Source organism: Butyrivibrio sp. AD3002, assembly GCF_000420905.1.
GTDB lineage: Bacteria > Bacillota > Clostridia > Lachnospirales > Lachnospiraceae > Butyrivibrio.
Window position 1 is genome coordinate 159,861 of record NZ_ATVV01000001.1, and the last position, 20,417, is coordinate 180,277.

Consider the following 20,417-nt stretch of genomic DNA (forward strand, 5'->3'; position numbering starts at 1 on the left):
GAGATGTCTGGTAAGTATAATATCTGTCTTGATATCGGTGGAACAAAGATTCTTGGCGCTATTTTCAATGAGAAGAAGGAGATTGTTTATCGACTTAAGAAAAAGACCAAGGAAGCCGGTGACGATGCAGCTAATGTTGAGAAAATGATCATTAGCGTAGTTGAAGACATGATTAAGGATTCCGATATTAAGAAGAAGGATTTTAATGCCATTGCAGCTGGCGCTCCCGGTGTTATTGATCAGGGCTCCGGTATAATTCTTACTTCGCCCAATCTTCCCTGGACAAATTATGACATCAAATCCTCAATAGAGAAGAAGTTTGATATTCCGTTTTTTATCGGCAATGATGTAAATGTCGGTGTTCTCGGTGAATGGAAATATGGTGTTGCGAAGGGCTATAAGAATGTAGTCGGATTCTTCGTAGGAACCGGTATGGGCGGCGGTCTTATTCTTGATGGGAAGATGTTTACGGGAAATAAATATAAAGCTGCGGAATATGGTCATATGATTCTTGATCCCGAAGGTCCTCTTTGTGGTTGCGGACAGAGAGGATGCCTTGAGGCCTTTTCAAGTAAAAAGGGCATGAGCGCTTATATCATGCAGCAAACTGCAAGAGGACGTAAGAATATGCTCTCAGAGACCATTGAGAATGGTGTGTTTAAGAGTAAAAACTTAAAGAAAGCAATTGCAGCCAAGGATCCGGTTACACTTGAGGCGGTTGACAGAGCATGCCATTATCTTGCTGTAGCTACCGGCAATATGATTAACACTATAAGCCCTGACATAGTTGTTTATGGCGGCGGTGTTATGGAAGCAGTTGGTGACTTCTTTATGGAAAAAATCCTGGCTGAGGTAGATCGCTACTGCATGCCTTCAATCAGAAGCACTGTTGAACTTAAAAAAGCAGCACTTGGAGATGATTCCAATATCTATGGTGCTCTTGCTATGATAGAGGATAACTGAGATTATGTGGGCTTATGAAAAAGGTTTCTATCAAATATATCCGCTTGGATTTTGCGGAGCACCTTTTGAAAATGATGGTAAATTAGAGCATAGAATTCTTAAGGTTATAGATTGGATACCGCACCTGAAAAAACTCGGAGTGGGTGCGGTACTTTTTAATCCGATTTTCGAGTCTGATACACATGGCTACAATACGAGAGACTACAAAAAGATTGATGTTAGACTCGGAACAAATGATGATTTTAAAAAAGTTAGTAAGGCTCTCCATAAAGAAGGCATAAAAGTTGTCCTGGATGGAGTTTTTAATCATGTAGGAAGAGGGTTCTTTGGCTTTGAAGATGTTCTTCAAAAGAAGTGGGACAGCTCTTATAAAGACTGGTTTCACATAAATTTTGACGGGAATGATGCCTACAATGACGGACTCTGGTATGAGGGCTGGGAAGGTAATTATGATCTTGTAAAATTAAATTTATGGAATGAGGATGTTGTTAATTACCTTCTTGATGCAGTAACAAGCTGGATAAAAGACTACGATATAGATGGACTCAGGCTTGATGTTGCATATTGTCTTGAGCAGAATTTTATTAAAAGGCTCAGAAATCATGTTCTTTCACAAAAGGAAGATTTTTATCTTGTCGGAGAGATGATCGGCGGTGATTACCATAAAGTAATGGGACCTGAGCTTTGTCACTCGGCAACCAACTATGAGTGTTACAAAGGGCTTTATTCCAGCTTTAATTCACTCAACATGTTTGAGATTGTTCATTCTTTATTAAGACAGTTTGGACCGGAAAACTGGTGTCTGTACAGAGGAGAGCACCTTTTATCCTTCGTTGATAACCATGATGTCAGCCGAATAGCAAGTACACTTACAAATGAAAAACATCTTCCGCTTATATATACAATGATGTTTGGAATGCCGGGAATTCCTACTGTATATTACGGATCAGAATGGGGAGCAAAAGCTCATAAATCCGAGGGAGACCCGGCACTTCGAGCCTCCTTTGATAAGCCTCAGTGGAATGAACTTACTGACGTAATTGCAAAGCTTTATAAAGCAAAAGGCGAGAGTAAAGCTTTGCAGTATGGCGACATGAAACAGCTCGTATTGCAGAATAAATACTGTATAATAGAACGTGAATTTGAAGATGACAGGGTTATGATAGCTGTCAATGCGGATGAAAATTCCGTACATATAGACTGCGATTTCAGAGCAGGAAGAGCGCGTGACATGATTTCGGGGGAGGAAATCGACTTCGGAGGCGGATTGGAACTTCCGGGGTACACGGCTTATATATTAAGACCATTTTGAAAGCCTTCCCCTTGGGGGGAAGGGCGGATGAGGGGTCATAAGGAGGAGAAAATGCTGGTAAAAATCAAGAAATTAAGTGACACGGCAACCATGCCGACAAGGGGGAGCCTTGCGGCTGCAGGTTATGATCTTTATGCAAACGTAAGTGAGGATACGAAGATAGCACCTCATACAACAGCTAAAATCGGAACAGGGCTTGCTATGGAGATTCCGGACGGATACTTCGGGGGGATTTACGCAAGAAGTGGTATAGCGACAAAAGAGGGGCTTCGTCCTGCGAATTGTGTCGGAGTTGTCGATTCCGATTACCGTGGTGAGATTATCGTTGCGGTACACAATGATTCTGATACGGAAAGAATTATTACTCCTGCTGAAAGAATAGCCCAGATTATCATTCAGCCGTATCTTTCGGTAGAGTTCGAAGAAGCAGAAGAACTAGCTGATTCCGAGAGAGGCGCAGGTGGATTTGGATCTACTGGAAAGAAATGAATTTATGAAGAAGGTATCATTTTATCGTGATACCTTCTTCTTTTTTATGTGAAACATATTATAAACGTGCTATAATAATTTGATGGAATTTTATAACGATTATCAGTTTATTTTCAGAAAATCATCATATATGGAGGACTTTTATGAATAATAAGCTTTATAAACTTATGAACTGGCCTGAAATCGAAGAGATTATCTATTCCGATGGCGATGATCCGCATCGAATTCTTGGTGCACACAAGGTTGGTTCCAATCTTCTTATTCAGACTTTTTACCCTATGGCTGAAGAAATTGAAGTTGTTCCGAGTACCGGAACCAAGAAATACAAGATGGAGCTTGCTGATGAAGCAGGTTTTTATGCTGCGCTTGTTCCTTATAAAGAAGGCTTCAAATACAAATATCGCATAAAGCTCGAAAATGGTGACATTAAGGAAATATATGACGCCTATAATTTTGACGGACGTATGGACCGTGAGGACTTCATAAAGTTCAATAGCGGTATGCATTACAATATCTATGAAAAATTCGGCGCGCATCTAATGGAAATAGATGGCGTAAAGGGGTGTGCTTTTGCTGTATGGGCTCCGGATGCTGCAAGAGTAAGTGTCATCGGTGATTTTAATGACTGGGACGGAAGAGTAAATCAGATGCGAAGGGTTGATCATGACGGTGTATTTGAGATATTCATTCCGGGTGCAGCAGAAGGTGACGGCTATCAGTTTGAAGTTAAAACAAAAGGCGGAGTTATCTTTAAAAGACCCGATCCCTACGGATATGCTTTCAAGGATAAGGAGAGCCAGGTTTCCAAGATAACTTCCCTTGGCGATATTAAATGGAACGACTCAGCATTTATCAAAAACAGAACAAAATTCAACAGAGACTCAGATCCTCTATCAATCTGTGAGCTTTCTCTCGAGAGCTTTGCTGCTAAACATAAAAATCATATTCCGGATTATGAAGAACTTGCAAAGGAGATTCTTTCATACGTTCAGGATCATGGCTTTAATACGATAGAACTTAAGCCAGTCATGGAACATATTCAGGGGCACCCATTCCATATTACCGGATTTTTCGCTATTCAAAATAAGTACGGTGATCCCGTAGGCTTTAAGAAATTTGTTAATATAATGCATGAAGCGGGCATAAGGGTAATAATGGATTTTGTTACTACATTTTTCCCGAAGCTTCAGTGCGGACTTAATTCCTTTGACGGTCAGGCATTGTATGAATATCCGGATCCGAGAATGGGTGTACATCCAAGAACAGGCGATCTGATTTTTGATTTCGGAAGAAAACAGGTTACCAATTTCCTTCTTTCAAGTGCACTATTCTGGGTTTCAACATTCCATTTGGACGGACTAAGAGTAGCTGATATAGCAAAAATTCTGTACCTCGACTATGATAGAAAGCCCGGTCAGTGGATTCCGAATATGTATGGTGGCAATGAGAATCTTGAGGCTAAGGACTTCCTCTGCAATTTTAATGCTGTATTAAAGCAGGCATATCCGGGATTACTCACGCTTACGAAAGAGACATCATGTTGGCCGAGAGTTACCGGTGAGCTTGATGATGGCGGACTTGGATTTGATTACAAGTGGAATAACGGATGGACAAAGGATTTCCTTGATTATATTCAGAATGATCCTTTATTCAGATCCGGAAATCATAACGAGCTTACATTCTCCCTTGTTTATTGCTATACAGAGAGATTTGTACTTGCGTTTACTCATGAAGAGATTGGAAAAGGTCTTGAAGGTCTTTATGATCTGATGCCCGGTGATACAGCTCAGAAAATGGCGGGAGTTCGTCTTGCAATATCTTACCTTATGACACATCCCGGTAAGAAGATGATATATATGGATCCCAATGAACTTAGCATTGATAATGCTGTTTTCCTTGAGAACATGATCCATTCGCTAAATGAGATTTATTATAGCAGACCGGCACTATATCAGATCGATACGAATGACAGCGGCTTTGAGTGGATAAACAGTATGGCTGCTGAGGAATGCATGATGTCCTTTATGAGAAAGGGCGAATCCGACAAGGATATGCTTATAATAGTTGTTAATATGGCAGGTGTCGACAGAACCTTTGAGGTCGGTGTTCCTGCTGATGGCAAATATTATGAGATATTTAATTCCGATGATACCTGCTACGGCGGTAGCGGCATGGTTAATCCCGGCAGAATAGAAGCAGACTTTAGCGAAGCAGACGGAAGACCTTATTCCATTCCGGTTAAGGTTGCATCGTCTTCACTTGCGATTTTCTCTTATACTCCTTATACAACACAGGAGAAGAAGATTAGAAAGATCCGTGAGGAAGAAGCTAATAATAAGATGCAAGAGCGCGAAAAGACCTTAAGGGAGCTCAAAAACCGTCAGGAGAAGGAAGAGGCTGAGCTTCTTAAAGAACTTCATGAGCGCTATGAAAAGGAACTTGCAGCTCAGGAGGAGGCTATCGAAAAGAAATATGAACAAATTGAAGAAGAGCGTATTTCAAGCATAGTTTCGGAAGCAGCGCTTAAATCAATTTCAGGCGGAAAGAAAACTGCTGCTAAAAAGACAGCAACTCCCAAAACTGCAGCAAAGGGACAGAAAACTGCGGCTTCGAAGTCTGCCGTAAAGAAAGCACCTGCGAAGAAGACAACAAGAAAAACTTCAGGTACAAAGACTTCAAATACTAAGACTAATAAGAAGGATGACAATAAATAATGAACTTTAAGTTACCAATATTACTTGCAACTGCTTCTGCTGAAAATGCTATTGAAACCATAGCTGAGGTAACAGGAAACGAAAACTTAAAACCGGGAGTTATTGAAAAATATTTTAAAGAACTCCCGGATAAAGCTTTCGCCCTTTTGGTGAAGGCTGTTATTGCAATTATAATTCTCATAATCATGTGGGAGCTGATTAAGGCGTTATCAAATGTTGTTGATAAATCCTTGAGAAAGACAAAGATAGAGGACGCTACCGCAAAATTTCTTGCCAAGGTAGTAAAGGTATCCCTTGATATAGTCCTTTTGTTTTCACTGGCATCCTATTTCGGCATGGATACAGCAAGCCTTGTTGCTCTGCTTGGTTCGGCCGGAGTTGCTATAGGTCTTGCTATTCAGGGCACTTTGTCCGATTTTGCAAGTGGAATTCTTATTCTGCTGGCAAAACCTTTCAGAGTCGGTGATTACATCGTTGTCGGCGGAACAGGAATTGAGGGCAGTGTTACAGAGATATCACTTATAAACACAAGGATGCTTACAGCTGATTACAGACGTGTTGTGATGCCAAATAAGACCCTGGCTTCATCTACCATAACCAATAATAACGGTAACACAATGCGTATTCTTGATACTATGGTTGGAATCTCTTACAACGCGGACATTGACAAAGCAAGGGCTGTTGCTATGCGAACAATGGATGCCAATGAGTTTATTTCGGATAAACTAGAAAAGAATGTATTTGTGGATGAACTCGCTGACAGCAGTGTAAACCTTCGTATAAGAGGTTGGGTGAAGCCTACAGATTATCTGAAGGCTAAATGGTCTATGAACGAGGCTATAAAAAAAGCATTTGATAAAGAGGGGGTAGAGATACCTTTCCCTCAAATGGATGTACATATGAGATAAATGAAAAAGAGAACCGGCCTATGCCGATTCTCTTTCTGAATATAAAGAGCTGGAAAAGGGACTTGAACCCTCGACCTACTGATTACGAATCAGTTGCGCTACCGACTGCGCTATTCCAGCAACTTTGTGCTATCAGAAGCACAAATATGATTATAAAGGTGCATGCATTATTTGACAAGAGATTTTTACATCTTGTTTTCACTTTATTACTGTGATATGGTAAAGAGAAAATTGCGATTGTATACATGTATAAAAGGAGAAATTTATGGCTCAGCTTTGGGGAGGAAGATTTGAAGGCGAAATAAATGAACTGGCATGGAAGTTTAATGCATCGATCTATTTTGACAAACGCCTTATAAAGCAGGATATTCAGGGAAGTAAAGCACATGTAACGATGCTTGCTAAGCAGGGAATCATATCAGATGAAGAACGTGATCAAATAGTTAACGGTCTTGATACTATTTTTGCGGATGTAGAAGCCGGAAAACTCGACATTACCGACAAATATGAAGATATACACAGCTTTCTTGAGGCAAATCTTATAGACAGAATCGGTGATGCGGGAAAGAAAATGCATACCGGAAGATCAAGAAACGATCAGGTCGCTCTTGATATGAGATTGTATATAAGAGAAGAAGTAAGAAATACCGCCAATGTCATTTATGACATGCTGGATACTCTTAATGGAATCATGAAGGATAATCTTCATACCTATATGCCCGGATTTACACACCTTCAAAAAGCGCAGCCGGTTACACTGGCCCATCATCTAGGAGCATATTTTGAGATGTTTTATCGTGACTCACAACGCCTTATGGATGTTTTTACGAGGCTGAACTTCTGTCCTTTGGGAAGCGGCGCTCTTGCAGGAACAACTTATCCTTTAGACAGAGAGTTTACCGCGGAGCTTTTAAAGTTTACAGGACCTACCAATAACAGTATGGATTCCGTGTCGGACAGAGATTATCTGATTGAGTTTTTATCTGCGCTTTCTATGATAATGATGCATCTTTCCAGATTTTCAGAGGAAGTTATTATCTGGAACTCAAATGAGTATGGTTTTGTTACTATAGATGATGCTTATTCAACAGGAAGCAGCATCATGCCACAGAAAAAAAATCCCGATATTGCAGAGCTTGTAAGAGGCAAAACCGGAAGAGTATATGGAGCATTAAATTCGCTTCTTGTTACCATGAAAGGCATTCCACTTGCATACGATAAGGACATGCAGGAGGATAAGGAAGTAAGCTTCGATGCTATAGATACCACAAAGAGCTGCCTGATTCTTTTTACGGATATGCTTAGAACCATGAAATTCAATAAAGAGCAGATGGAAAAGAGTGCAATAAGAGGATTTACCGATGCGACCGATGCTGCCGATTATCTTGTAAATAAGGGTGTACCTTTTAGGGATGCACATGGTATTATAGGAAGAATAGTTTTACATTGTATTGATAAAAATTGCGGAATCTCAGATCTTAAGATAGAAGAACTTAAAGGCTTTGCAATGGAATTTGATGAAGATGTCTATGAAGCAATCAGTCTTAAGACCTGTGTTGAAAAAAGACTTACTGCCGGTGCTCCCGGTCCGGAAGTTATGAAGAAGTCAATTGCCAGAAACGATAAGAGACTTAATGCATATTGGACCAAAGTTAAGAGCTTTGAAACTCTTGACGCCTAATAGTTGTTAGTTATTTTTTTATTTATTTATAAGAGGAGAGTGAAAAAATGAGCGAGAAATTGAAAGTAGCAGTTCTTGGTGCAACAGGTATGGTTGGTCAGAGGTTTATTACAATCCTTGATAATCACCCTTGGTTTGAGGTTGCTGTTGTAGCAGCAAGCCCCAGAAGTGCCGGAAAAACCTATGAAGAGTCTGTTGGCGACAGATGGAAGATGGAAGTTCCCATGCCTGAGGCTGTTAAAAAGCTTGTAATTAAGGATGTTACAAATGTTCAGGAAGTTACAAAGGATGTTGATTTTGTTCTTTCTGCCGTTAATATGTCTAAAGATGAAATCAAGGCAATTGAGGAAGAGTACGCAAAGACTGAGACTCCGGTAGTTTCAAATAACAGTGCTCACAGATGGACTCCCGATGTTCCTATGATTATTCCGGAGGTTAACCCCGGCCATGCAGATGTTATTGAGTTCCAGAAGAAGAGACTCGGTACAACAAAGGGATTTATCGCTGTAAAACCCAATTGCTCGATTCAGAGTTATGCTCCCGCACTTTCAGCATGGAGAGATTTTGAGCCCTACGAAGTAGTTGCTACAACATATCAGGCAATTTCCGGTGCAGGTAAGAACTTTAAGGAGTGGCCCGAAATGGAGGGCAATATCATTCCGTTTATCTCAGGTGAGGAAGAAAAGAGCGAAAAAGAGCCTTTAAGAATTTGGGGTAAGATTGAAAATGGCGTGATTGTTCCTGCAGAAAGCCCGATTATTACATGTCAGTGTATAAGAGTTCCAGTTTTGTATGGACATACGGCCGCAGCTTTTGTAAAATTTAAGAAGAAAGCTACAAAAGATGAACTTATTAATTGTCTTGTGAATTTTAAGGGTAAGCCTCAGGAGCTTGGTCTTCCCAGTGCACCTAAGCAGTTTATCCAGTATCTTGAGGAGGATAATCGTCCCCAGATAGCTCTTGATGTAAATTACGAGGGTGGCATGGGTGTAAGCATCGGCAGACTCCGCGAGGATACAGTTTACGACTGGAAGTTCGTCGGCCTTTCACATAATACACTTAGAGGAGCTGCTGGCGGCGCTGTAGAATGTGCAGAACTCCTTAAGGCACTTGGATACATCAGCAAGAAGTAACTTAACATTATAGTCGTCTATCTAAGATAAGGAAAATTGTATGGAAAAAACAAAGAGTCTGGAATTGCAGGAACTAAATGGTTATTACAACAGTGGGGCCAATCAGATAGTTATTGTTTATGGACATGTTAGTACAGGCAGTGAAACTGTTATCACAGAGTTTGCGAAGGACAAAGACGCCATCTATTATTGCGCAGCTCCTGCTTCAGAGAGACTTCAGCAGAACATAATAGGTCAGCGTATACGCAATAAGGGATATGACATTTCTGAGTATCCATCTTACAAGGAAATATTTGAAGTGGCTAAAAAGATGGCTAATGATAGGGAAAAGCCTTTTGTTCTTATTATTGACCGCTTTGAGGACATCATAAAAGCATCTCCTGATTTCATTGAAGAGATAAGTACGATTGTCTACGGAGAAGGACATCCCCAGATGATGATTGTTCTTTTGGGATCCAATGCCGCATGGATTGAGAATTCAATGGTTAATAAAATCGGTGCTCAGGCTGCCAATATTTCAGGCTTCCTCAAGATAAAACCCTATTCCTTCCAGGAAATGAAAAAGAGAATGCCTAATATGACTAATCAGGATATCATTTCCACGTATGCTATTTTCGGAGGAAAGGGTCAACTATGGCAATACTTTGACCAAAATAAGACCTTTAAAGAGAATGTATGCGAGAAATTCCTTGATGTTAAAAATAGTGTGCTACTTAAAGCAACAATAAATCAGCTTGAAGAAAACCTTCGTGAAACTGCTGTATATAATACTATTCTTTACGGACTGGCCAATGGCAAGAATAAGCTTAATGATATACATCATGCAACGGGATTTTCCAGAGCTAAGATAATGGTATATTTAAAGAGTCTTATTGAGCTTGGCATGGTTGAAAAGGTATATTCCTTTGCAACTACGGGGCATGAGAATGTGCAGAAGGGTGTATATAGAATTTGTGATCCGCTTCCACACTTTTTCTACAGATTCTTTTATTCTCATTTAAGTGAAATAGTTGGATTAAATGCAGAAGATTTTTATGATACATACATAGCTCCCGGTTTAGGAGAGTTCGTTTCTACAGCTTATAAACTCATATGCAGAGAGTATGTTTGTAAACTCTCAGAGTATCATAAGCTTCCCTTTGAGATTGAAGATGAGGGTGAATGGGTTGGCAAGATTGATTCGCTTGATATCGTAGCTCAAAGTGAATCAGGTGATACACTTGTTGGAATCTGTAAATGGGATTCTGAGATGGATGCTTCTTCAATAGATGATATTCGAAGCTGCTGCAAGAGAGCAAGGCTTAATCCTGATTACTATTATTTGTTCTCAGCTGTTGGTTTTGATGAAGGTCTGGTCAACCTTGCAAAAGAAGAACCTTCCATCAAACTTATTGGATTGGAAGAAATGATGAATGACTAAAAGCGTTTTTATTGCCGAAAAGCCCAGTGTTGCAAGGGCTTTCGGCGCTGCTCTAAAATATAATTTTTCTAATAAAGACGGATATATGGAATCCGAAGAAGCCATCGTCACCTGGTGTGTAGGACACCTGGTGACGATGAGTTATCCTGAGGTGTATGATGAGAAAATGGCTAAGTGGTCTCTCAATACTATTCCATTTATTCCGTCTCAATTTAAGTACGAAATTATTCCACAGAGTGCGAAGCAGTTTAATATAGTCAAGGGACTGCTAAACAGAGAGGATGTGGATAAAATATATATATGTACCGACTCCGGACGTGAGGGTGAATATATCTACAGACTGGTTGATCAGGAAGCTCATGTTACAGGAAAGATCAAAAAACGTGTCTGGATCGATTCACAGACTGAAGAAGAAATTCTTAGAGGGATACGAGAAGCAAAGGATGACAGCGAGTATGACAACATTGGTGCTGCTGCCTATCTTCGTGCAAAAGAGGATTACCTCATGGGAATCAATTTCTCCAGGGCGTTAACTCTCAGATACGGTTATTCCATAAGACAATTCCTCGGACTTGATAAATGTGTTGTTGCCGTAGGACGTGTTATGACCTGCGTACTAGGGATTGTTGTTGACAGAGAGCGTGAGATAAGAAACTTTGTAAAAACACCGTTTTACAGAGTTATTGGTGACTTTTCTGTTGATGATAAGGTTATATCCGCAGAATGGAGAGTTACTGAGAAAAGTAAATATAACGGATCCTTTGATCTCTACAGCGAAAAAGGCTTTAAGGAAGAAAAGGGCGCTAAGGCTCTGATTGAATCCCTTGGGCAGCTTCCGGTGAATGCAAAGCTCACCAAAATGGAAAAGAAGAAGGAAACTAAGAACGCTCCTCTTTTATATAACCTTGCCGAGCTGCAAAATGACTGTTCAAAGTTTTTCAAGATTGATCCTAATCAGACCCTTGCAATAGCGCAAGAGCTTTATGAGAAAAAACTTACAACTTATCCCAGAACGGATGCCAGAGTTTTAAGTACTGCTATAGCCAAGGAAATTGATAAGAACATAAGAGGTCTAACTTCTTACGAACCTGCTTCAATTTTCGCTAAAGCAATCCTTCAGCACGAATCCTATAAAGGTATTGCTAAAACAAGGTATGTTAATGATAAGGCGATTACAGATCACTATGCCATCATTCCTACAGGCCAGGGATTGTCTGCTATAAGCTCGCTAAGTCCCACTGCGGCAAAGGTTTATGAGATAATTGTCAGAAGATTTCTGGCCGTCTTTTATCCTGCTGCACAATATTCAAAGATAAAGCTTGAACTTGCGGTAGATACAAGCGAAAACTTTATTGAAACCTTTTTTGCAGGCTTCAAATTACTAGCATCCAAGGGCTATTTACATGTTATGGATTACTCATTTTTCAAGAAGGATGAGAAAGAATCAGATGAAAAAGCTGATAATGATGCCGAGGATTCTGCAGCAGACGAGGGTCTTTTCGAAGCTCTTTCAAAACTAAAAAAAGGTGATACGCTTGAACTTAAACAAGCTTCGATAAAAGAGGGTGAAACCACGCCTCCCAAGAGATATAATTCAGGTACGCTTATTCTTACGATGGAAAATGCCGGTCAGTTCATTGAGGATGAGGAACTGAGATCCCAGATAAAGGGATCCGGAATCGGAACAAGTGCTACTAGAGCCGGAATTCTTGAAAAGCTTGTTAAGAATAAGTATCTTGAACTTAATAAAAAGACTCAGATAATCACACCAACTCAAATGGGTGAGATGATATATGATACGGTTTATGTATCAATGAAGCCTATGCTCAATCCCTCACTTACAGCAAGCTGGGAGAAGGGGCTCACACAGGTCGAGCAGGGTGAGATATCAGAAGATGAATACATGAAGAAGCTTTCAGATTTCATAACAAGACGCACTAACTACGTCAAAGAAAACGATATGAGATCGCATATGCAGCAATTCTTTGTGAACTCAGCACAGTACTATAAAAAGGTACAGAAAAAGAAAAATACAAGTAAAAAGAAATAAATAATAAGCCTTCCCCTAGGGGGGAAGGTGGCACGAAGTGCCGGATGAGGGGAAGGAAAGGAAAAAATGAAAGAATACTCAATCGAAAACTTATATGATTTAAACGAGACTATAGCGGCAGACATATTTAAGAATGTCACATACCCTTGGGAGGTACTTCCGAAGATAAAAGATTTTATTATCGAACTTGGAAATACACTTCCTTCAGAGAAATTTGAAAAAAGAGGAGATAATGTATGGGTTGCAAAAAACGCAAAGTTTTTATCCGATAATGTCTATATAGCAGGCCCCTGCATTATTGACGAGGAGGCTGAGATTCGTCCCGGTGCTTTCATAAGAGGAAACGCAATTGTTGGAAAAGGAGCTGTAGTAGGTAATTCCACAGAACTAAAAAATGTAATCCTTTTCAACAAGGTTCAGGTTCCTCATTATAACTACGTTGGCGATTCTATACTTGGATATAAATCGCATATGGGTGCAGGCTCAATAACATCAAATGTTAAATCCGATAAGAAGCTGGTTGTAATCAAGAACGGTAAGGATGATACGGTGGAGACCGGTCTTAAAAAGGTAGGAGCAATGCTTGGGGATAATGTTGAGGTTGGCTGCGGAAGTATTCTTAATCCCGGCACAGTAGTAGGAAGAGAAAGTAATATTTATCCTCTTTCTTCCGTTCGTGGTTGTGTTCCCGCAAAACATATCTATAAAGATAAGGATAATGTTGTATTAAAGACTAACGAATAATTGACTACAAACCGTTTACGGTATTATAATCAAGAAAGTTTATGATAAATTTTTGCGAGGAGGGAAATGAAAATGGCACAGATTAAGACTAAGATCGAGCTTCAGTATGCTGACAAGAGTATCTCTTCAGAGGATCTTATCGAGAGAGCTAAGGCTGCATATGAGGCAGAATACGGTGTGAAGGGTGCTAAGAATCTTGAGCTTTACGTTAAGCCTGAAGAAAATAAGGCTTATTATGTAGTAAATAACAAGATGACAGGTAGCATCGATCTTTAATTTTATGGTAGCAAAGGCCTCAGGTTTAACCTGGGGCTTTTTGTATGCTGCTTGGTACAAAAAGGAATAAGAACTTATGAACAAAGAACTATCATTAGAACAAGACTTTGAAAAAATATGCAATTGTCAATTGTTTCTTCTTGATATGGACGGAACTTTATACCTTGGTGATGAAGTGTTTGATGGAGCGATTGACTTTATTCTTACGCTTGAAAAGCTTGGGAAGAAATATATATATCTTACAAATAATTCATCACGCGCCGGAATAGATTATGTAGATCGTCTGAAAAAACTTGGTTTTCCCTGTGAGATGGAAAATGTTTATACTTCGGGTATGGCTACGGCAGAGTACCTTAAAAAGAATTACGGCAACAGAGATATCTATGTTGTAGGTACCCGTACATTTTACAATGAGCTTAAAAATGCCGGATTAAATGTTTTTAATGCCACGGATTACGACAGCTCCGATTATGGAGATGTTTCTCCTGTGGTGTGTGTCGGCTTTGATACTGAACTCGTATATAGAGATCTGGATCTTGCAGTTCATTTTTTGCGAAAAGGATCTGAATTTATAGCTGCGAATCCTGATTGGGTATGTCCTATGCCTGCAGGAGAGGTACTTCCTGACTGTGGAAGTATATGTGCACTGCTCACAGCTTCCAGTGGCTCTGAACCTACATATATTGGGAAACCAAACCGTAATATGGTAGATATCATTTCGGCTATGACAAATATTGACAATGCAAAAATCTGCTGCGTTGGAGACAGACTTTATACCGATATTGCCGTTGCTCAAAATGCCGGTTCTGTTTCGGTTTGTGTGCTTTCGGGTGAATGTAATGAAGCAGAAATAGCCGATATGGATAAAAAGCCTGATTACGTGATTGATAATGTAGCAGAACTTGCGGATATACTTTTTTCTCATTGTTAAAATTGCTGCCTGGAAGTATAATAATAATTGTGCATGAAATTTGCTAAATTGTTTTTTGGAGATTATTTTTTATGGATATTGGTGGACTTTTAAATGAGCTGTTACTAGAGGACAAGGTGATGATTCACTTTGACTTTATGAACGGCTTTTTTGATATCAATAAGTCTGTAGTTGTCACGTGGGGAGTGATGGCAGTTCTGACTTTATTCCTTCTATGGCTTACCAGTGGTATGAAGGTTCATAATATTAGTACGAAGCAGCTTGTTGCTGAGACTATAGTTGACGGCCTTCGTGGTATAACCGGGGGAATGCTTGGTGAAGAGGGCATCGCATACAGAGATTATATGGCGGTGGTTCTGGTTTTTATAGGAGCATCCAACCTGGTCGGACTATTTGGGCTTACTCCCGCGACAATGGATTTGAATGTAACCGTGGCACTGGCGCTAATGAGTATAGTACTGGTCGAAGGAGCCGGAATACACCACAAAGGTGTAAGGGGATGGCTTAAATCATTTACAGCTCCTTTGTGGCTGATAACTCCAATAAATATTCTTGAGATTGCGATTAAACCGTTGTCATTATGTATGCGACTTTTCGGAAATATTATCGGAGCAACCGTTATTATGGAGCTTCTTAAGATGGCAGTTCCGATAATTGTGCCTGCAGCTTTCAGTATTTATTTTGATATCTTTGACGGACTTATTCAGGCATATGTATTTGTTTTTCTTTCGTCTCTATATATCAAAGAGGCTATTGAATAAAGAAATTATATCTTTTAATGGATAAAATGCATTTAAAAGAAAAATAAAAAACGGAGGTTATGATTATGGATTTAACAGCACTTGGCGCAGCTATTGCAGCATTTACGGGAATTGGAGCAGGTATCGGTATCGGTATAGCAACAGCAAAGGCAGTTGATGCGGTTGCTCGTCAGCCCGAGGCAGATGGTAAGATCATGAAACTTTTAATCCTTGGATGTGCGCTTGCAGAGGCTACTGCTATTTATGGCTTCGTAGTAGCTATCATGATTAAGTTTGCCTGATTGTTTTGGGAGGATATTAAGCAGTGTTAAATATCAGCATAATGGGTATTGTTTATACGGTGGTAAATTTATTACTCCTATATATAATATTCAGATTATTTTTATTTAAAAGAGTTGATGCTGTTTTGCAGAAGAGACGAGAAGAAATTGAACATGCAAAGGATTCCGCATCAAAAATGGAACAAGAGGCAGAAGAGCTTAAGGAAAGCTATGCCAAAAAGCTTCAGGAAGCCGGTAAAGAATGCGAGGAGCTTGTCGCACAGTCCAAGAAAGATGGATATGATGAGTATGATCGCATCATTAATGATGCCAAAGCAAAGGCTGAACAGATTATAGTTGAGGCTAAGCACAATGCTCAGATCGAAGCACAGCGCGAGAAAGATGCTTATGTATCAGAGCTGACCGATCTGGTTGTTCATGCAGCAAATAAGATTGCTGTTTCCAAGCATGACGAAGAGTCAGATAAAGAGCTTTACAACAAATTTATTTTTGAGGCTATTGAGAAAAGCGAATAATATACCTCGTTCATTAAATAATTAATAGAAGAGGATCATTTATATGATAAATGAAAACAAAGCAAGGCTTCGTTATTCTTCAGTTCCGCCCTTGGATCATCAGGCGGAGCAGATAAAGAAGGCTCTTGCAAAAAAGTTTAACAGACCTGATCTTGAGCTTGAGATAATTCATGATCCAAAGGTTAACGGTGGATTTATCGTTAATTATGGGAATTTTGAGTATGACTGGAGTGACGAAGGTCGTACAAGACAGCTCAAAGAACTTATAGAGCTAACAAAAAAACGCCAGAATACCAGTGCTGAGAACCTTGTTTCAATTATAAGAGACAGGGTTAACAGTTTTGATCTTAAGGCAGAAGGAAAAGAAGTCGGTAGAACCATCTGGGTTGGAGATGGTATTGCCAATGTTGTTGGCATTGATCATGCTTTTTACGGAGAAATTGTCCGCTTTGAGGATGGAACCAAGGGTATGGTTCAGGATATAAGAGATGACCATATCGGAGTTATTCTGTTTGGAGGAGACGAAGGAATCCGTCAGGGAAGCAGATGTGTCAGAACCTATAAGCAGGCAGGTATTCCCGTAGGCGAGGCCTTTATAGGAAGAGTTATCGATGCTCTGGGCAATCCTATCGATGGCGGAGAAGAGATAAAGACAGAAGTTTACAGGCCTGTCGAAGAACCTGCTCCCGGTATTGTTGAGAGACGTTCTGTTAATGAACCTATGGAAACCGGAATCCTTTCAATTGATACTATGTTCCCCATCGGAAGAGGACAGCGTGAGCTTATTATTGGTGACAGACAAACCGGTAAGACATCTATTGCTATGGATGCAATCCTCAATCAGAAAGGAAAGGATGTAATCTGCGTTTACGTTGCTATCGGACAGAAGGCAAGTACCATTGCTAAGCTGATAAACACATTAAAAGAAGCAGGAGCAATGGAGTATTCAATTATTGTAGCTTCAACGGCTGCAGACAGTGCACCGCTTCAGTATATTGCTCCTTATGCCGGAACTGCTATGGCAGAGTATTTCATGCTTATGGGTAAGGATGTACTTATCGTATATGATGACCTGTCTAAGCATGCGGTAGCTTACAGAGCGTTGTCACTGCTTCTTGAAAGATCCCCCGGACGAGAAGCCTATCCCGGAGATGTATTCTATCTTCATTCAAGACTTCTTGAGAGATCGAGCAAGCTTTCCAGCGAACTTGGCGGCGGCTCGATTACAGCACTTCCGATTATAGAAACACAGGCAGGCGATGTTTCTGCTTATATTCCTACAAACGTTATATCCATCACTGATGGTCAGATTTTCCTTGAATCGGATCTATTCTTCGAGGGCATGAGACCTGCGGTAAATGTCGGACTTTCCGTTTCCCGTGTAGGTAGTGCTGCGCAGACCAAAGCTATGAAGAAGGCTGCGGGTAGTATACGTATTGACCTTGCTCAGTACAGAGAGATGGCTGTATTTACGCAGTTTGCTTCGGATCTTGATGAGACTACAAAGGATCAGCTCAGACATGGAAGCGTACTGATGGAGCTGTTAAAACAGCCCCTCGGAAGACCGTATTCAATGCATGAACAGGTAATCCTTCTTGTATGCGCAAATGGCAAAAAGATGGATTTTGTTCCGGTTAATCAGGTAAGAGAATATAAAGATAAGCTTTTGAAATTCTTCGAAGAAAACAGAAAGGACATTATCGAGGATATCGATAAGTCTCAGGATCTTTCTGATCTTACGAAGAAGGAAATACTTGAAGCAGCTGATGAATTTGAAAAGCACAACAACGAGAAATTGAAAGAAGAACTTAAAAAGAAGAGAAAGAAATTTACTCTTGATTAAGGTGATTTTCAGTGGCAAACATAAAAGAAATTCGCGATAGAATCGGTAGTATTCGCGACACAATGAAAATTACAAATGCGATGTATATGATATCCTCAAATAAGCTGAGAAAAGCAAAGAAACAGCTTACGGATACAGAGCCTTATTTCTATGCGCTGCAGGCTATGATAGCGAGAGTTTCAAGGCATATTCCGGATGATGTTGAGGATATTTTCTTAAAGACCACAGATGATATTCCCTTTGAAGCAAGAGCTAAAGGGTATCTGGTGCTTACCTCCGATAAAGGTCTTGCAGGTGCTTTTAACCACAATGTTGTTAAAGCGGCAGAGGAGCATATAAGAAATAACAATAAGCTTGTGAACTATAAACTATATGTTGTTGGTGAGTTTGGAAGGCATTATTTTACAAGTCTTGGTCTTAAGATAGAGGAGAATTTCCGATATACTGCGCAAAATCCCAATATGGACAGATCCAGGGATATTACATCCATAATTCTTGATGATTATGCAAATGGCACTATTGATGAGGTATACGTAGTTTTTACTTCAATGAAGAATTCTATAACCAGTGAGGTTAAACTTGAAAAAATTCTTCCGTTGGATATCATCGAAAACGCCCGCAATCGCTACAGAATTATCGATGCCTACAATGAGGAATTCATTTTCGATCCGAGTCCGAAAGCTATTATTGATAATATTGTTCCAAACTTTATAAACGGATTTATTTATGGTGCTTTGGTTGAAACTTTTTGTTCGGAGCAAAACGCCAGAATGATGGCAATGGATAATGCAAATAAAAATGCTACTTCCATGATAGGAGAACTGACAAAGCAGTACAACAGGCAGCGACAGGCTGCGATAACTCAGGAAATAACGGAAGTTGCAAGTGGTGCCAAAGCGTTAAAGAGAGCCAAAGCAGCTAAAGAAGCTAAACTAAGAAAACAATCTTCAAGATAATAAGAGGACAGATTAGTGAGTAGTGAAGGGAAAATCCTGCAGGTTATGGGACCTGTAGTGGATGTATTATTTGAAAACGGAAGTCTTCCGTACATAAGTGATGCTCTTAAAGTTAAGGTTGGTGATAAAAAGGGTGTCATGGAGGTTGCACAACACATCGGTGATAATGTTGTAAGGTGCATCATGCTTACTGCCAGTGAGGGGCTTGCAAAAGACATGCCTGTATATCAGACAGGTGGTTCCATCAGTGTTCCTGTCGGAAGAAAGAACCTTGGAAGATTATTCAATGTTCTTGGCGATACAATTGACGGCGGTCCTAGTCTTGAAAGTGAAAAACACTGGTCAATTCACAGAGAGCCTCCAAAGCTTGAGGATATGAGCCCTGTAGCAGAAATACTTGAAACAGGTATCAAGGTAATAGATCTTCTTGCACCATACGCAAAGGGCGGTAAAATCGGTCTTTTCGGAGGTGCCGGTGTAGGAAAAACAGTTCTTATTCAGGAACTTATCCAGAACATTGCCACCGAGCATGGAGGATATTCCATATTTACAGGTGTAGGAGAGCGTTCCCGTGAGGGTAACGACCTTTGGACTGAAATGAAGGAGTCCGGTGTTATTGAAAAGACGGCACTTGTTTTCGGACAGATGAACGAGCCTCCAGGAGCACGTATGCGTGTTGCCGAGACAGGACTTACAATGGCTGAATATTTCAGAGACAGAGAAAGACAGGACGTTCTTCTTTTCATAGATAATATTTTCAGATTTGTCCAGGCGGGATCAGAGGTTTCTTCACTTCTCGGCCGTATGCCTTCAGCGGTTGGTTATCAGCCCACGCTAGCAACTGACCTTGGACAATTGCAGGAGAGAATCGCATCCACTAAAAGCGGTTCCGTTACTTCAGTTCAGGCTGTCTATGTTCCTGCTGATGACTTGACGGATCCTGCTCCCGCAACTACCTTTGCGCATCTTGATGCAACAACAGTTTTATCAAGAAAGATTGTTGAGCAGGGTATTTATCCCGCCGTAGATCCGCTTGAATCCAGCAGCCGTATCCTTGAAGAGGATGTTGTCGGAAAAGAACACTATATGGTTGCTACCAAAGTTCAGGAGATGCTTCAGAAATATAAGGAGCTTCAGGATATTATCGCAATTCTCGGTATGGATGAGCTTGGAGAAGAGGATAAGCTCACTGTTTATCGTGCACGTAAGATTCAGCGATTTTTATCACAGCCTTTCCATGTTGCCGAGACTTTCACCGGTGTAAAGGGTGTTTATGTTCCTCTTAAAGAGACCATTAAAGGCTTCAAGATGATTATTGAAGGAAAGATGGACCAGTATCCAGAGGTTGCATTCTTCAATGTGGGTACAATTGATGAAGTAATTGCCAAAGCAAAGAAGCTTGAAGGTAACAGTGCCGAATAAACCGGAGGAATGATTTGA

At 40.3% G+C, this 20,417-nt stretch carries 18 protein-coding genes and 1 tRNA gene; 18 read left to right on the forward strand and 1 reads right to left on the reverse strand.

All coding sequences use genetic code 11. From position 1 onward, the window contains the following. Positions 1-3: 3 nt before the first annotated feature. From G596_RS0100665 to G596_RS0100685, 5 genes are all read left to right on the forward strand, one after another. A complete protein-coding gene (locus tag G596_RS0100665) occupies positions 4-963 on the forward strand; it encodes an ROK family protein (protein ID WP_022759894.1) in 960 nt (319 codons plus the stop codon). Between the two features lie 4 nt (positions 964-967). Next, the gene (locus G596_RS0100670) at positions 968-2,275 is read left to right on the forward strand and encodes an alpha-amylase family glycosyl hydrolase (protein ID WP_022759895.1); all 1,308 of its coding nucleotides are present in this window, start codon (positions 968-970) and stop codon (positions 2,273-2,275) included. 51 nt (positions 2,276-2,326) lie between these two features. Beyond that, positions 2,327-2,764 (forward strand): dUTP diphosphatase, encoded by a 438-nt coding sequence (gene dut, locus G596_RS0100675; protein ID WP_026671139.1) that lies wholly within the window; start codon positions 2,327-2,329, stop codon positions 2,762-2,764. 143 nt (positions 2,765-2,907) lie between these two features. Then, positions 2,908-5,478: a 1,4-alpha-glucan branching protein GlgB gene (gene glgB / locus G596_RS20385; protein ID WP_022759897.1), complete on the forward strand. Its 2,571-nt coding sequence runs from the start codon at positions 2,908-2,910 to the stop codon at positions 5,476-5,478. Then, the gene (locus G596_RS0100685; RefSeq protein ID WP_022759898.1) at positions 5,478-6,386 is read left to right on the forward strand and encodes a mechanosensitive ion channel family protein; all 909 of its coding nucleotides are present in this window, start codon (positions 5,478-5,480) and stop codon (positions 6,384-6,386) included. Before glgB ends, G596_RS0100685 begins: the two co-directional genes overlap by 1 nt. 47 nt (positions 6,387-6,433) lie before the next feature. On the opposite strand, the gene G596_RS0100690 is transcribed toward G596_RS0100685, so the two are convergent. Beyond that, a tRNA-Thr gene (locus G596_RS0100690) sits at positions 6,434-6,506 on the reverse strand. Between the two features lie 145 nt (positions 6,507-6,651). On the opposite strand from G596_RS0100690, the gene argH reads away from it, so the two are divergent. The 13 genes from argH to atpD all read left to right on the forward strand — a co-directional run bounded on the left by argH (position 6,652) and on the right by atpD (position 20,399). After that, the gene (gene argH, locus G596_RS20390) at positions 6,652-8,067 is read left to right on the forward strand and encodes an argininosuccinate lyase (RefSeq protein WP_022759899.1); all 1,416 of its coding nucleotides are present in this window, start codon (positions 6,652-6,654) and stop codon (positions 8,065-8,067) included. Positions 8,068-8,114: 47 nt separating this feature from the next. Beyond that, complete coding sequence (asd, locus tag G596_RS0100700; protein ID WP_022759900.1) at positions 8,115-9,200, forward strand: aspartate-semialdehyde dehydrogenase; 1,086 nt, start codon at positions 8,115-8,117, stop codon at positions 9,198-9,200. A gap of 40 nt (positions 9,201-9,240) precedes the next feature. Next, positions 9,241-10,620: an ATP-binding protein gene (locus tag G596_RS0100705; protein WP_022759901.1), complete on the forward strand. Its 1,380-nt coding sequence runs from the start codon at positions 9,241-9,243 to the stop codon at positions 10,618-10,620. Beyond that, the gene (locus G596_RS0100710; protein ID WP_022759902.1) at positions 10,613-12,670 is read left to right on the forward strand and encodes a DNA topoisomerase; all 2,058 of its coding nucleotides are present in this window, start codon (positions 10,613-10,615) and stop codon (positions 12,668-12,670) included. Before G596_RS0100705 ends, G596_RS0100710 begins: the two co-directional genes overlap by 8 nt. A 66-nt stretch (positions 12,671-12,736) precedes the next feature. After that, positions 12,737-13,414, forward strand: a complete 678-nt coding sequence (locus tag G596_RS0100715; protein ID WP_022759903.1) for a UDP-N-acetylglucosamine pyrophosphorylase — start codon at positions 12,737-12,739, stop codon at positions 13,412-13,414. Positions 13,415-13,486: 72 nt separating this feature from the next. After that, positions 13,487-13,690, forward strand: a complete 204-nt coding sequence (locus G596_RS20395; protein ID WP_049944826.1) for a DUF6465 family protein — start codon at positions 13,487-13,489, stop codon at positions 13,688-13,690. 76 nt (positions 13,691-13,766) lie between these two features. Next, entirely contained in the window at positions 13,767-14,621 is an 855-nt protein-coding gene (locus tag G596_RS0100725; RefSeq protein WP_022759905.1) for an HAD-IIA family hydrolase, read from the forward strand. A gap of 77 nt (positions 14,622-14,698) precedes the next feature. Next, positions 14,699-15,382 (forward strand): F0F1 ATP synthase subunit A, encoded by a 684-nt coding sequence (locus G596_RS0100730; protein ID WP_026671142.1) that lies wholly within the window; start codon positions 14,699-14,701, stop codon positions 15,380-15,382. A gap of 59 nt (positions 15,383-15,441) precedes the next feature. Then, entirely contained in the window at positions 15,442-15,663 is a 222-nt protein-coding gene (gene atpE, locus G596_RS0100735) for an ATP synthase F0 subunit C (RefSeq protein WP_442855837.1), read from the forward strand. Between the two features lie 41 nt (positions 15,664-15,704). After that, the gene (locus G596_RS0100740; protein ID WP_022759908.1) at positions 15,705-16,178 is read left to right on the forward strand and encodes an ATP synthase F0 subunit B; all 474 of its coding nucleotides are present in this window, start codon (positions 15,705-15,707) and stop codon (positions 16,176-16,178) included. 43 nt (positions 16,179-16,221) lie between these two features. After that, positions 16,222-18,021, forward strand: a complete 1,800-nt coding sequence (gene atpA / locus G596_RS0100745) for a F0F1 ATP synthase subunit alpha (RefSeq protein ID WP_022759909.1) — start codon at positions 16,222-16,224, stop codon at positions 18,019-18,021. An 11-nt stretch (positions 18,022-18,032) separates the two neighbouring features. Next, a complete protein-coding gene (atpG, locus tag G596_RS20400; RefSeq protein WP_022759910.1) occupies positions 18,033-18,977 on the forward strand; it encodes an ATP synthase F1 subunit gamma in 945 nt (314 codons plus the stop codon). Between the two features lie 15 nt (positions 18,978-18,992). Then, positions 18,993-20,399 (forward strand): F0F1 ATP synthase subunit beta, encoded by a 1,407-nt coding sequence (gene atpD, locus G596_RS0100755; protein ID WP_022759911.1) that lies wholly within the window; start codon positions 18,993-18,995, stop codon positions 20,397-20,399. The last annotated feature ends 18 nt before the right edge of the window (positions 20,400-20,417 follow it).